General features: G+C 65.1%; 11 protein-coding genes. 6 read left to right on the top strand and 5 right to left on the bottom strand.

Translation table 11 applies throughout. The features are described 5' to 3' along the window. The first annotated feature begins 52 nt into the window (after positions 1–52). From NKG60_RS08545 to NKG60_RS08520, 6 genes are all read left to right on the top strand, one after another. The gene (locus NKG60_RS08545) at positions 53–712 is read left to right on the top strand and encodes a phosphoribosylanthranilate isomerase (RefSeq protein ID WP_352863108.1); all 660 of its coding nucleotides are present in this window, start codon (positions 53–55) and stop codon (positions 710–712) included. Positions 713–744: 32 nt separating this feature from the next. Further along, complete coding sequence (trpB, locus tag NKG60_RS08540) at positions 745–1995, top strand: tryptophan synthase subunit beta (RefSeq protein WP_352974810.1); 1251 nt, start codon at positions 745–747, stop codon at positions 1993–1995. A 2-nt stretch (positions 1996–1997) separates the two neighbouring features. Continuing rightward, complete coding sequence (gene trpA / locus NKG60_RS08535) at positions 1998–2837, top strand: tryptophan synthase subunit alpha (RefSeq protein ID WP_352863023.1); 840 nt, start codon at positions 1998–2000, stop codon at positions 2835–2837. A gap of 96 nt (positions 2838–2933) precedes the next feature. Then, positions 2934–3860 (top strand): acetyl-CoA carboxylase, carboxyltransferase subunit beta, encoded by a 927-nt coding sequence (gene accD, locus NKG60_RS08530; RefSeq protein WP_352863022.1) that lies wholly within the window; start codon positions 2934–2936, stop codon positions 3858–3860. Between the two features lie 55 nt (positions 3861–3915). Next, positions 3916–5241, top strand: coding sequence for a bifunctional folylpolyglutamate synthase/dihydrofolate synthase (locus NKG60_RS08525; RefSeq protein ID WP_352974807.1), 1326 nt, complete (start codon positions 3916–3918; stop codon positions 5239–5241). A gap of 50 nt (positions 5242–5291) precedes the next feature. Then, complete coding sequence (locus NKG60_RS08520) at positions 5292–5711, top strand: VOC family protein (RefSeq protein ID WP_352863020.1); 420 nt, start codon at positions 5292–5294, stop codon at positions 5709–5711. A 47-nt stretch (positions 5712–5758) separates the two neighbouring features. Here NKG60_RS08520 and NKG60_RS08515 read toward each other — a convergent pair whose 3' ends face one another. The 5 genes from NKG60_RS08515 to NKG60_RS08495 all read right to left on the bottom strand — a co-directional run bounded on the left by NKG60_RS08515 (position 5759) and on the right by NKG60_RS08495 (position 13970). After that, complete coding sequence (locus tag NKG60_RS08515; protein WP_023718287.1) at positions 5759–6040, bottom strand: cupin domain-containing protein; 282 nt, start codon at positions 6038–6040, stop codon at positions 5759–5761. Positions 6041–6172: 132 nt separating this feature from the next. Continuing rightward, the gene (trxA, locus tag NKG60_RS08510; protein ID WP_352663466.1) at positions 6173–6496 is read right to left on the bottom strand and encodes a thioredoxin; all 324 of its coding nucleotides are present in this window, start codon (positions 6494–6496) and stop codon (positions 6173–6175) included. 72 nt (positions 6497–6568) lie between these two features. Continuing rightward, positions 6569–10081 (bottom strand): double-strand break repair helicase AddA, encoded by a 3513-nt coding sequence (gene addA, locus NKG60_RS08505; RefSeq protein WP_352863019.1) that lies wholly within the window; start codon positions 10079–10081, stop codon positions 6569–6571. Beyond that, positions 10078–13215, bottom strand: a complete 3138-nt coding sequence (gene addB / locus NKG60_RS08500; RefSeq protein ID WP_352863018.1) for a double-strand break repair protein AddB — start codon at positions 13213–13215, stop codon at positions 10078–10080. Before addB ends, addA begins: the two co-directional genes overlap by 4 nt. Further along, positions 13212–13970, bottom strand: a complete 759-nt coding sequence (locus NKG60_RS08495) for a nucleotidyltransferase family protein (RefSeq protein ID WP_352863017.1) — start codon at positions 13968–13970, stop codon at positions 13212–13214. Before NKG60_RS08495 ends, addB begins: the two co-directional genes overlap by 4 nt. Between the last annotated feature and the right edge of the window lie 18 nt (positions 13971–13988).

Genomic DNA, 13988 nt, shown 5'->3' with positions numbered 1-13988 from the left:
AAACAGGATGCTTTTTCTCGACTCTTTGGCTGTTTCGTGCCAATCCCGCGCCATGGCGCTCGACATCAAGATATGCGGGTTGAAGACCGACAAGGCTCTGGCTGCGGCATTGGCCGGCGGCGCCAGCCATGTCGGCTTCATTTTCTTTGCCAAAAGCCCGCGCTATGTCGAGCCGGCGGAAGCCGGCCGCCTGCGCGAAGCGGCGCGCGGCAGAGCCAAGGCGGTTGCGGTCACGGTCGACGCCAGCGACGTGTTCCTGGATGAGATCGTCGAAAAGATGCAGCCCGACATGCTGCAGCTTCACGGCGCCGAAACGCCCGGGCGGGTGGCCGAAGTGAAGGTGCGCTTCGGCTTGCCGGTGATGAAGGCGCTGCCGGTCAGCGAGGCTGCCGATCTCGAGCGGGTTAAACCCTTCATCGGCATTGCCGACCGCTTCCTGTTCGACGCCAAGCCGCCTAAGGGTTCGGAATTGCCGGGCGGCAACGGCCTTGCCTTCGACTGGCGCGTTCTGGCCGGCCTTGACGCCGGCGTCGATTACATGCTTTCCGGTGGGCTCAATGCCGGCAATATCGGCGACGCCCTTCGGCTGGCGAACCCGCCCGGAATTGATATTTCCTCGGGCGTGGAGAGCGCCCCGGGCGTCAAGGAACCGGCGCTGATCGAACAATTTTTCCGGGCCGTCGGGGCAGCACGCGACAACCGCGCCGCCTGACCCGCTTCAAGCCACAAACCAGGAGATCGGCGATGGACAAGCCGGCGATACCGAATTCCTTCCGCACCGGCCCCGACGAGCAGGGCATGTTCGGCATTTTTGGCGGTCGTTTCGTTGCCGAAACGCTGATGCCCCTGATCCTCGAGCTGGAGCGGCACTGGAACGAGGTCAAGAACGACCCGGATTTCAAGGCCGAGCTGACCGATCTCTCGACGCATTATGCCGGCAGGCCGTCGAAGCTCTATTTCGCCGAAGGCCTGACCCGGCATCTTCGCGGGGTTTCCGCGGCTAAGGGCCTCGCGGGTGGCGCAAAAGTCTATTTCAAGCGCGAGGACCTGAACCACACCGGCTCGCACAAGATCAACAACTGCCTCGGCCAGATCCTGCTCGCCAAGCGCATGGGTAAGACGCGGATCATCGCCGAGACCGGCGCCGGCCAGCATGGCGTCGCTTCCGCCACGGTGGCGGCGCGCTTCGGCCTTCCCTGTATCGTCTATATGGGCGCGACCGACGTCGCGCGGCAAAGCCCCAACGTCTTTCGTATGAAGCTTCTGGGCGCCGAGGTGCGGCCGGTGACCGCCGGCCACTGCACGCTGAAGGACGCAATGAACGAAGCGCTGCGCGACTGGGTGACCAATGTCGAGGATACCTATTACCTGATCGGCACCGCCGCCGGCCCGCACCCCTATCCGGAGCTGGTGCGCGACTTCCAGTCGGTGATCGGCACTGAGGCGCGTGCCCAGATCCTCGAGCAGGAAGGCAGGCTGCCGGACACCATCATCGCTTGTGTCGGCGGCGGTTCCAACGCTATCGGCCTGTTCCATCCCTTCCTCGACGACAGTGAGGTGCACATCATCGGCGTCGAAGCCGGCGGCCGCGGCCTCGACGGCATCGAGCATTGCGCCTCGATGAGTGCCGGTGCGCCCGGCGTGCTGCACGGCAACCGCACCTACCTCCTGCAGAACGCCGACGGGCAGATCATGGACGGCCACTCGATCTCGGCCGGCCTCGACTATCCCGGCGTCGGGCCGGAGCACTCATGGCTGCGCGATTCCGGCCGCGTCGACTATGTGCCGATCCTCGACAGCGAGGCGCTGGAGGCGTTTCAGCTGACGACACGCGTCGAGGGCATCATTCCTGCGCTGGAATCGGCCCATGCCATCGCACAGGCGGTGAAGATCGTGCCCGATATGGACAAGGACCAGATCGTCATCGTCAACCTGTCCGGCCGCGGCGACAAGGACGTGCATACGGTGGCCAATATGCTGGGCATGGAGATCTGATCATGGCCACCCGTATCGACCGCCGCATGGCAAAGCTGAAGGCCGAGGGGCGCCCGGCACTCGTCACCTATTTCATGGGCGGCGACCCCGACTATGAGACGTCCTTGTCGATCATGAAGGCGCTGCCCGGCGCCGGCAGCGACATCATCGAGCTCGGCATGCCGTTTTCCGATCCAATGGCCGACGGCCCGGCGATCCAGGCGGCCGGCCTGCGGGCGCTGAAGGGCGGCCAGACCCTGGTCAAAACGTTGAAGATGGCCTCGGAATTCCGCGCCGGAGACAGTGAAACGCCGATCGTCTTGATGGGCTATTACAATCCGATCTACATCTACGGCGTCGAGCGCTTCCTGAGCGATGCGCTGGCCAGCGGCATAGACGGGCTGATCGTCGTCGACCTGCCGCCTGAGATGGACGAGGAACTTTGTATCCCGGCACTCAAGGCCGGCATCAATTTCATCCGGCTGGCGACGCCGACCACCGACGACAAGCGCCTGCCCAAGGTGCTGCAGAACACATCGGGATTCGTCTACTACGTCTCGATGACCGGCATTACCGGTTCGGCACTGGCCGACACCGGCAAGGTGGCGGCAGCGGTCAAGCGCATCAAGAGCCATACCGACCTGCCGGTCTGCGTCGGCTTCGGCGTCAAGACCGCCGAGCAGGCGCGCACCATCGGCGCGTCGGCCGACGGCGTCGTTGTCGGCACCGCAATCGTCAATGCCGTCGCCAACGTGCTCGGGCCGAAGGGCGAAAAGACCGCCGATCCGGCCGAGGCCGTCGCCACGCTGGTCAGCGGGCTTTCGCAAGGGGTTCGCGCGGCTCGCCTTGCTGCCGCCGAATAATCTTGATCTTCTGGTTGGCCATGACCTTTGCCGAAAACCAGTTTCCACTTTTCGGGATCATGGTCTAACTCTTCGTAAGGACAGGAGCCGAAGCGAATGAACTGGATCACCAATTACGTCCGTCCGAAGATCAATTCGATGCTCGGCCGCCGCACCGACATGCCGGAAAACCTGTGGATCAAGGATCCCGAGACCGGTGAAATGGTGTTCCACAAGGATCTGGAGCAGAACCAGTTCGTCATCCCGTCCTCCGGCCACCATATGAAGATATCGGCCAAGGAACGGCTGAAATTCTTCCTCGACGACGGCAAATACGAGACGCTGGAAAACCCCAAGGTCGTTCAGGATCCGCTCAAGTTCCGCGACGAGAAGCGCTACGTAGACCGGCTGAAGGATGCCAAGGCCAAGACCGGCATGGAAGACGCTATCATCAATGCGCTGGGCACGGTCGAGGGCGTGCCGGTGGTGGTGACGGTGCAGGATTTTGCCTTCATGGGCGGCTCGCTCGGCATGGCGGCCGGCGATGCCATCGTGCATGGTTTCGAGGTCGCCCTGCAGCGCAAGCGGCCGCTGATCCTGTTTGCGGCCTCCGGTGGCGCCCGTATGCAGGAAGGTATCCTGTCGCTGATGCAGTTGCCGCGGACCACGGTCGGCGTCGACAGGCTGAAGGAAGCCGGCCTGCCCTACATCGTCGTCCTGACCAACCCGACGACCGGTGGCGTCACCGCCTCCTACGCCATGCTGGGTGACGTGCATATTGCCGAGCCCGGCGCCCTGATCGGCTTTGCCGGCCCGCGCGTCATCGAGCAGACCATCCGCGAAAAGCTGCCCGACGGCTTCCAGCGCGCCGAATATCTGATGGAACACGGCATGGTCGACATGGTGGTGTCACGGCTGGAAATGCGCCAGACGATTGCGCGGCTGCTGAGAATGCTGCTCAAGCTGCCGGAAGAGCAAAAACCGCAGGAGCCGGAGATCCTGCCACCGTCGGTGATTCCGGCCGAAGCCCGGCCGCACGCCTGACGCATTCGCCACGAACTGCGATTGCGCGCCGTCCGTGGCGCGCCTAGGATTCGCCATGACCACGCTTGCCGCCGACCGCGAAATCGAAAGCCTGATGGCGCTTCACCCGAAGGGCTTCGACCTTTCGCTCGACCGCATTTCGCGGCTGCTCGAACGCCTCGGCAATCCGCAGGACCAGCTGCCGCCGGTCATCCACATCGCCGGCACCAACGGCAAGGGCTCCTGTGCCGCCTTTTCACGGGCGCTGCTCGAAGCCGCCGGCTACCGCGTCCACGTCCACACCTCGCCACATCTGGTGAACTGGCACGAGCGCTACCGGCTGGCCGATGATGGCGGCGGCAGGCTCGTGGACGACAAGGTCTTCGCCGAAGCCATCGCCCGCGTCGCCAAAGCCAATCAAGGCCAGAAGATCACCGTCTTCGAAATCCTCACCGCCGTCACTTTCCTGCTGTTTTCCGAACATCCGGCCGATGCCGTCATCCTCGAGGTCGGCCTTGGCGGCCGCTTCGACGCCACCAATGTCATCGCCGAGCCGGCCGTGTCGGTGATCATGCCGGTGTCGCTCGACCACGAAGCCTATCTCGGTGACCGCGTCGAGCTGATTGCCGCCGAAAAGGCCGGCATCATCAAGCGCGGATGCCCGGTTGTCATCGGCGCGCAGGAAAGCGAGACGGCGCAGCAGGTGCTCATCGAAACCGCCGAGCGGCTCGACTGCCCCGCCTTCGTCTATGGCCAGGATTTCCTCGCCTATGAGGAAAACGGCCGCATGGTCTATCAGGACGAAGATGGGTTGATGGACCTGCCGCCGGCGCGCCTGCCGGGGCGCCATCAATTCGCCAATGCGGCGGCGGCGATCGCGGCGGTCAAGGCGGCGGGCTTCGAGATCAGCCACCGAGCCGCCGAGAAGGCGATGACGAATGTCGCCTGGCCGGCCCGCATGCAGAAGCTGCCGCAAGGCCGGCTGAGCGAACTGGCGCCGAAGGGCGCCGACATCTGGCTCGACGGCGGCCACAATCCCGGCGCCGGCGTGGTCGTCGCCGAGGCGCTGGCCGAGCAGGAGGAAAAGAACCCGCGGCCCCTGTTCCTGATCTCGGGCATGATCAACACCAAGGACCAGAGCGGCTATTTCCGCGCCTTCAAAGGGCTGGTCCGGCATGTCTACACAGTGCCGGTGAGCCTGAGCGACGCCGGCGTGCCGAACGACGAGCTGGCGACACGCGCTATCGAGGCCGGCCTGTCGGCCGAACCGGTCAGTTCCGTCGCCAATGCGCTGATGCTGCTGCGCGACACATGGGACGGACCACCGCCACGCATCCTGATCGGCGGATCGCTTTACCTGGCCGGTGCGGTATTGGCCGAAAACGGCACGCCGCCGGTTTGAGGCGTGCCTCCACCCGGACACACTTACCAGGTCACCGCGAGGAGCCAGTCATGATCAAGGTAAAGCAGCTCGCTCACGTTTGCATTTTCGCGAATGACCTGGAGACCACGCGAAGCTTCTATCGGGACGTCCTCGGCATGGATACACAGTTCAATTTCCTGCGCGACGGAGAGATTTTCGGCTTCTACCTCAATTGCGGCGGCCGTAGCCATGTCGAGGTGTTCCAGAAAGACGGCGCAAGCTATAGCGACTTGAACCAGATCAACCACTTCTGCCTCGAAGTGGAAAACATCGACGCCGCGATCGTCCATTTGAGGTCAAAGGGGGTTGATGTCACTTCCAAGAAACGCGCGTGCGATGACACCTACCAGGCCTGGATTCGTGACCCCAACGGCGTGAAGATAGAACTGTTCGAATACACTGAGAAAAGCGCCCAATTCGTCGGCGGCGATCGTATCGCGGATTGGTGATCGCGCGGCGCCGGACAATTGCAGCGGCGCAGCCGATGGTTGGTGGACTATTTCAGCTCGACCTCGATGAAGGCGAATTCGCCATCGTTTGCGCTGATGACGTCATGTTCGACGCCCTCATTGCGGAAATACGGCGCGCCCTTCTTCATTTCGGCGAAGGATTCCCCATCCTTGGTCAGGAGCTTCACCTTGCCGTCGGTCAACGGCACGATCACATAGTCGTGGCCATGGCGGTGCCAGCCGGTGTTGTCGCCCGGGGCGAAGCGGTATTCGGTGACGATGACGCGCTCATTGTCGATGAAGACGGTGGCCTTGGCGGATCCGGTCATATCGCTTCTCCTTTGTGTTCAGAAGAGAAGAATACGGGGCGGCAAGCCGCGAGTGCCAGAGCGGCCCACCAATGACGCCAGCAAAAGAAAGCCCGGCGCGAGGCCGGGCTTTTCTGCAAAATCTTGATTGGATCAGGCGAGGCTGCCGTTGATCCAGTGCGACAATGCCGTTTTCGGCGCGGCACCGACCTTCATGTCGGCGACTTCGCCGCCCTTGAAGATCATCAGCGTCGGGATCGAGCGCACGCCGAACCGCGCGGCCAGCTCAGGATTCTCGTCGATGTTGAGCTTGGCGATCTTTATCTTGCTGCCGAGTTCGATGGCGATGTCCTCAAGCGCCGGGGCGATCATCTTGCACGGGCCGCACCATTCCGCCCAGAAATCGACCACGACCGGCTCCTTGGCGTTGAGCACGTCGGCCTGGAAATTGCTCTTGTCGACCTTGACGGTGGCCATGCTGAGATCCTTTCGATTGTTCGTCGCACCAAATGTGGTGGTGATCGCGTCCGTCTTCAAGCAAGTGTTGTGTCACGCTCCCGTGAGTCTAGCAAGCGCACCGTCCATGGCCGCCGCCGGCAGCTCGATCAGCCGCGGCGCCTCGGTGAACAGCAGCGCCGCCGAGACCTCGCGTCCCGGATAGAGCGGCTGAAGCAGCGCGCGATAAAGTGCGAGCTGCAGAACATAGGCTTGAGGCACTTCAGCGAGCGTAGCTGGCGCTGGCCGATTGGTCTTGTAGTCGACGATCGAAACCTTGTCCGGCGTTACTGCCAGTCGGTCGATCTTGCCGGAAATCGAGCGCAGTTTGCCCCTTACCTCCAGGCTGCCCATGATGGCGACTTCAGCGCGCGAGTTTGGCGCAAACAGCGGCGCGAAACGGCCGTCGGCAAGAATTCTGAAAACGCCAGCCAAGGCCTTGTCGTGCTCGTCGTCGGGCCATTCCGCGCCGGCTCTTGCCAGATAGCGTTCGGCGGCATCCCGGCGTTTTTCCTCGGCGATGCCGGGCAGCATCTGCAGCAATTTGTGCAGCGCCAGCCCGCGTATCACGGCAAAGCCGGGCTCGGCGTCGATATCCAGCACCGGCGAACGCGTGTCGGCCACCGCTTGCCGCGCCTCGTCGATCAGCACCGAGGCGCCGGACGGCGACAGCGGCCGCGGCAATTCCTCGTAGGGTGGCAGTGGCTGGAACAGGGTTTCCGGTAATGGCGCAAAGCGTTCCGCCTGTCGTGCCTCATCCACTGACGCCAGCGGCATCGGCGGCAGTTTCGTCACCTGGAAACGATGCACGGTCTCGCCAGTGGCGGGATGCCGGCGTGCTTCGCTCTCCGCGGCACCGACCAGTGCGCGGCTGACGATCGAATGCCAGGTGCCGGTATTCGGCGCCCGCTTGCCATGGTAGCCGCAGACGATCAGCCGATCCTCGGCGCGGGTCATGCCGACATAGAGCAGCCGGCGGTATTCATCGTCGGCGAGTTCGCGAGCGCGGGCCGATGCAGCGCGTGAAAATCCATTGGCGACATCGCTGGCCGAGCGCCAGAGATAACCCTTGCCCTGCCAGCAGTCGCCCGAGCCTTCGAACGGCATCAATCTCGGCAGATGCTGGTCGCTGAACGGCGCCGAGCCGCCATCGACAAGGAATACCACCGGCGCTTCCAGGCCTTTGGCGGCATGCACGGTCATGACGCGAACCTCGTCGCGGGTCTGGTCCATTTCGCGCTTGATCTCGGGGCCGGCGTTTTCCAATGTCGACAGGAAGGATTCTAGTCCCGGCAGGCCGGTCCGCTCCTCGGCCAGGCAGAAATTCAGGAATTCGTCGAGGATATCGCCGGCCTCCGGACCGAGCCGCGCGATCATCTTCTTGCGCAGCCCGTCGCGTGCGAGAGCTGCGGCATAGAATTCGAACACCGGCTTGAATGCGGCCTCGTTCGACCATGTGTCGAGCCGGCTGACGACGGCGGCCAACGCCTCGCTTTCGCCGGCATGCCGGCGCAGCGAGGCGATCAGCGAGACGCCCGACGGCCTCTCGGCAGCAAGCGCGAAAAGCTGCTCTTCCGGGACATCGAAGAGCGGGCTGCGCAGCACGGCGGCCAGCGACAGATCGTCCTCGGGCTGGATGAGAAAATGACCGAGTGCGATCAGGTCCTTCACCGCGATGTGGCCGGGCAGGCTGAGCCGGTCGGCGCCGGCCACCGGAATGTCGCGGCGCTTCAGCGCCCGCGTCAGCGCATGGACGAAGCGGTCGCGCTTGCGCACCAGCACTAGCACGTCGCCGGGCCGGAGTTTCTTGCCACGCCCTTCGATCACCTCGCCGCCGCCGATCCAGCCGGCAATGGTCGCTGCGACGTTTTCAGCGACGCGGACTGCCGGCGCGTGAGCATGGTCGACCGCTTGCGTCCAATCGTCCGGTTCGTCGACGACGTCGGCGCCGATCGACGGCCAGACCTCGACATAACCCGGCGCATCGTTGCGGATCGCCTTGTGGTCGAGCGGATCGGGATCGCGGCTGATGCCGCGCCGCACGTTCGGGTCGGCAAAGACACGATCCACCCCGGCAAGAACATCTTCGGTCGACCGGAACGACCAGGTCAGCTTGAGATCGGCGAAGGCGGCGGCGGCGGATCTAACTTTGCCGGCAAACAAAAGCCGGCTGTCGGCAAAGGAATCCGGGGCGGCTCCCTGGAAGGAATAGATCGACTGCTTTTCGTCGCCGACAGCAAAGATGGTGCGGTGGACGGCGTCGCGTGCGCCGAGCCCGGCAAAGAACTCCTCCGCCAGCCGCTTGACCACCTCCCACTGGTCGGGACTGGTGTCCTGCGCCTCGTCGAGGAGGATGTGGTCGATGCCCTGGTCGAGCTTGTATTGCACCCACGGGCCGGCATCGGGCCGCGCCAGAAGGTTGACGGTGCGGGTGATCAGGTCGTTGAAGTCGAGGAAGCCGCGGGCGCGCTTCAATTGCTCGTAGCGGGCGATCAGCCAGTCGGCGATGGTCAGCGCGGCACGCGTGCCTTCCAGCATCCTGAACAAGGCCAGCCGGTCGGAGATTTCGAGAATGGCGTCGACCGCCGCCAGATAACGTTCGGCAAGATCGGGCAGCCGGTCAAGCAAGGCCCTTTTAAACGTCTTTGCCGGATCGTAAGGGCCGCCGTCGGCCCTCAGGAAAGCCTTAGAGAGCAAATTCAGGCGACGGACCGGATCCTCCTCGGCAAAGGCAAGGCGGGCGTAGGGCAAGAGATTGTTCAGCACGATGCGCGCATCGGCGGCCTCGGCCGCCCGTGAAAAGGTGACGAGATAATCCGGCAGGAAGCCGGGCAGCGGCCAGACCGAGGCGGCTATACCTTCGGCCGTCTGGCCGGCGCGGAACTGAAACTCGTCGAACAGCGCCTGAAAACCATCGCCGCCGGCCGCGGCGATGAAGGCACGCAAACCATCGCGCTTGCGCACGATCTCGGCCAGCAGTGCGTCGAGCCCATGTTCGCCGCCGCGCTCCAGCACGGTGGCAAAAGCTTCGGCCAATGCCGCATCGCCTGCAACGCCGCCCGAAATCATGTCGCGGCGGGCGGCGGCAAACAGCGAAGCCTCCATCTGCGGATCGAGTAGTTCGAAATGCGCCGGGATGTTGGCTTCCAGCGGGAACTGATGCAGCACCGATTCGCAGAAAGCGTGGATGGTCTGGATCTTCAGTCCGCCCGGTGTTTCCAGCGCCTCGGCAAACAACCGCCGCGCCCGGCGCATGGTTTCGCGGTCGGGCTGGCGGCCGTCCAGCGCCTCTATCCGTGTCGAGAGCTCGGCATCGCCCAGGGCCGTCCATTGCGACAGGGTCGAAAACACCCGGTTCGACATGTTGGCGGCGGCGGCACGCGTATAGGTCAGGCACAGGATCTTGGACGGATCGGTGCCGCGCAGCAAAAGCCGGATGACGCGCTGGGCGAGTACATGGGTCTTGCCCGATCCGGCGTTGGCCGACACCCAGGCGGAATTGCGCGGGTCGGAGGCGCTTGCCTGGCTCGCGGCAGTGTCGCTCGGAATTGGGTAGGCCTTTTTCATGCCTCCCCGCCCTCGTCGTCGGCATCGCCGCCGGCCGACCATTCGAGCACGCGGGCGAGATGGTCATAGTCGCCGTCGGTCTCGCCCTCGCGGAACGGCAGCGCCCGCGACAGATAGCCGGTCGCCGGGTCGGCGTAGTGGATCAGCAGTTTTTCCAGCCGCGCCCACGCTTCTTCGGCGAGATCGGCGGCCGTTCGCGGCTTGCGGTTGTATTCGAGGATCGATTCCTCGAACACCTCGCCATTCGGCTTCAGCCGCACGAAGGCCAGTTGCGATGGCTCACGCGCGCCAAGCTCCTTGAAGGCGCCGCGACGCAGCAGCGCGCCCTCCAGCGCCAGTTGCGGCGCGAGCAGCGTGTGCGCCTGTGCTTTGGATGGCGACGAGCCGGTCTTGTAGTCGAGAATGTCGGCCATTCCGCCAGCCAACAGATCGATTCGATCGGCATAGCCGGACAGGGTCACGCCGGATCGGCCGACACCGATCTTTTCGGCGCGTTCCTCGGCGTGCCGCCGTGCCACGGCTGCGGCCCGCCCGCGCTCCCATTCGATGATGCCGGCGGCAAGCTTTTCGAAGCGCGGCCACCACACCGCCTCGACGTCGGCGGGCAGGGCCGCGTCGGCAAAGCAGGAGCGGCCTGCGGCGATGAGCCCGTCCAGCGCCTCCGGCGCCCGCGGTTCGGCCACCCTCGCTGAGAAGAGGTGCAGAATAGCGTGAAACAGCGTGCCGCGCTCGGCGGCGCCCGGATCGCGAATGACCGGATCGAGCGGCATCAGGCCGAGTATCCTTCTGGCATAGACCGCATAGGGATCGCGACGCAGCGTTTCGATCTCGGTGACCGAGAAGTGGTGCGGCCGTGCGGCGAGCGGCGGTTTCGGCTGCGGCCGCGGCGCAAAGTCCTGCTTTTCGCCGGCATCGAGCGCACGCGCCCAGGCAAGCAGTTCGTCGCCGCGCCGGCGAAGTGCCGCCGCATGATCCTCGCCGACGAAGGTAAGGATGCGCTGCAGCCAGCGCGAGGGCACTGACGGTGCGTCGCCGGAGCGGCCGGAGCGAGCCAGCACCACTTTTTTGGCACCCATCGCCATCTGGAAATCATGAGCGGTAAGGCCGATGCGCCGCTCCGGCGGTTCAAGATCGATGCCGGTCTTCATCAGCCGCGACATGAAGCGGTCACTCTCCGGTTTGCGCGGCCACACGCCTTCGTTGAGCCCGCCGACGACCAGCGTATCGACGTCCTGAAGCCGCGCTTCCAGCACGCCCCAGATGGCGATGTTCCTGTCGGTGCCCTGCGCCGGCTTGACCGTCTCGGGCGCGATCAGCGCCTCCATCACGTCAGGCCATTCGTCCGCCGCGAAGGAGAACGACACCGAGGCCGCGACCAGCCCGCGCAAGAGCTCGGCGAGCTTTTCGCCGGCATCGCCGGCATAGAGTTCGCTCAGGCTACCGTCGGCGGCGCGTCCGAGGCTTTCGAGCACGCCGACACTGGCGCGCACAAGGGTGGCAAGATCGGCATTTTCCTCGCCGCGAAAGGCAACCAGCGGCGCCAGCGCAGCCGTTAGCCGGATCAGCAGATCGCGCGCCTGTTCGATGCGCCTGACCGAGAGGCGCGATCGCCAGAAAGGCGGGCGGCGGTTGCCGCCGCCGTCGAATTCGAGGAGCCGGGTGTCGAAGAGCTGCGGCAGCGACGCCACGTCCGGACGCCCTGTGCCGCCGCGCAGCCCCACGAGTTCGACGATCTCGGCCGCATGGCGCACGCTTGCCCGCTCCAGGCCGAGGCCAAGCAGCGGATGCTTGAGCAGCGACAGCAGGGCGACAGGGTCGCCGGGGCGGAAGGCTGCCTGAAGTGCCAGCCTGAGCAGGCTGGGGGCTGGCGTGTTGATGAGCGGCGTGCCGCCGGAATCGTCGGCGGCAACGCCGAAGCGCAGCAGCTCGACCGAGACGCGCCGCGCCAGAGCACGGTCGCCGGTGACAAGTGCGGCGCGCTGGCCGGGCCGTTCGACGGCCTGTTTGAGCGCGACGGCGATCGCCACTGCTTCGTCGCGTTCGCTGGCGGCTTCGAGAAGCGTCACGCCGGCGAAGGCCTCGGCAACATCGCCGGCGGTGAAACCGGCGCGCGTCTCGGCCCAGAGCTCAGTGGTCTCCGCCGGGCGCAGCGCTTCGCCGACAAGTGCGGCGCGCAATGCAAGCGGCCGCGGTGCAACAGCAAGGTCCTCGACGTCGGTGCGCGGCACGCCGATCTTGCCGATCAACTTTGCCAGGCCGTATTGCGGGTGGCCAAGCAGGGCCGGGCGCGCACCGAGTGCACTGATGGCGGCAAAGGAGGGGTCGTCCAGTGTCCGGTCGAGCCCGGGCACCACAACGGCACCATTGGGCAGACCGGCGATCACGGCAAGCAACTCGGCCGTGGCGGGAATAGACCCGGTGGAACCGGCGGCGATCACCGGCCCGGCCGGCGGATTGCGCTTCAGCCGCGCCGCCTCCAGCCTTATCAGGGCGTTTCGGTGCGCGGTCGGATTGGAGCGATGGCGTTCCTTGAGCAGCTTCGGCCAGTTCTCGGTCACGATGGTCAGGAAGTCGAGCGTCACCTGCCACCAGCCCGCCAGATTGCCGGTTACAAGGTCGGCGAGCCTTGCCCAATCCGTGCCTTCGGTCTCGATCTCATCCATCAGCCGCGCCAGGTCGCGCGCCAGCCAGATGGCGTCGGCGGCAGAGGCCGGGATGACGATCTCCTCATCGAACAATGCCGCGACATGTGCCGGCAGGCGGCGTTTCCACGCCCGCACCAACGGCGCAAGCAGCAGAAGACGCTCTACCGCGGCGATCGGCGGCGCAAGGTCGATGGCGGCCGAAGCTCCCGCCTCGAAGGCGGCTTCATCTTCATCGAACTCACCGAGCGGGCGGATGACCGGCAGGATCGCCGAACGGCTTCCGGAGCGCGAGAGAACATCGACGAAGACGCCGCGAAGCGCCCGCGCCGCACGGCGCGTCGGCACATAGATAGTGAGATCGGCCAGCACCAGCGGATCGCCATCATAGGCAAAGCCGGGAACCAGGCGCCCCGCAAGCAGCGCCTCGGCCAGCGTCGGCAGGAACGGCGCTCCGGGAGGGATCGAGAAAACGCGGCGGGAGCCGCTCATTTCGACTCGGTAAGAGCGCCGGGTGCCTCAGCAACAGCAGCGGGCGCGCCGGCAAGCGCGGCGGCGACTGCTGCTTCCGCCCGCGGGATCGCGTCAGGTGTGCCGACAGTGATCCAGTGACCCTGCATCTTCATGCCGAACAGGCGGCCGGCGGCGATTGCCGCATCGAAATAGGCGTTGAGCGACAGCGGGCCGGCCGGCGCATCCTTGAAGATGCGCGGATGGACGATTGCGGCGCCGGCATAGATCAGCCCGGCTGGATCACCCTTCGAACGCCGCAAGGCGCCATCCGGCGCGATCAGGAAATCGGTGCCGCCGCTATGCCCGGTTGCCGACTGGAGATCCGCAAGCATCAGCAGAATGTCCATTGTCGCGCCCTCCCATGCAAGGGCAAGACGCCTGAGATTGGAAACGCCGCTGTCGATCCAGAAGGTGTCCGCGTTGAGCACATAGAAGGGCGCCCCTAACCTGGGCAATGCCTTGATGATACCGCCGGCAGAGTCGAGCAAGCCGCCACTCTCATCCGAGATGACGATTCTCGGCGCACTGCGGCGGGCTGCATGGTCCACGATCTGTTGCGGCAGGTAATGGACGTTGACGACGGCGTTGGCGACGCCGGCTTCGGCCAGGCAGTCCAGCCCCCAGTCGAGCAATGTCTTGCCGGCGATCTTGACCAGCGGCTTCGGCATGGTGTCGGTGATCGGCCGCATGCGCTTGCCGAGCCCGGCGGCGAGCACCATGGCGGTCGTTGGCATCGGTCCCTCGTGCGACGC

This window comes from Mesorhizobium sp. M1428, from assembly GCF_040317515.1.
GTDB lineage: Bacteria > Pseudomonadota > Alphaproteobacteria > Rhizobiales > Rhizobiaceae > Mesorhizobium.
Note: the sequence above shows the minus strand (reverse complement) of the source record. Positions and strands in the feature narration are given on the sequence as shown.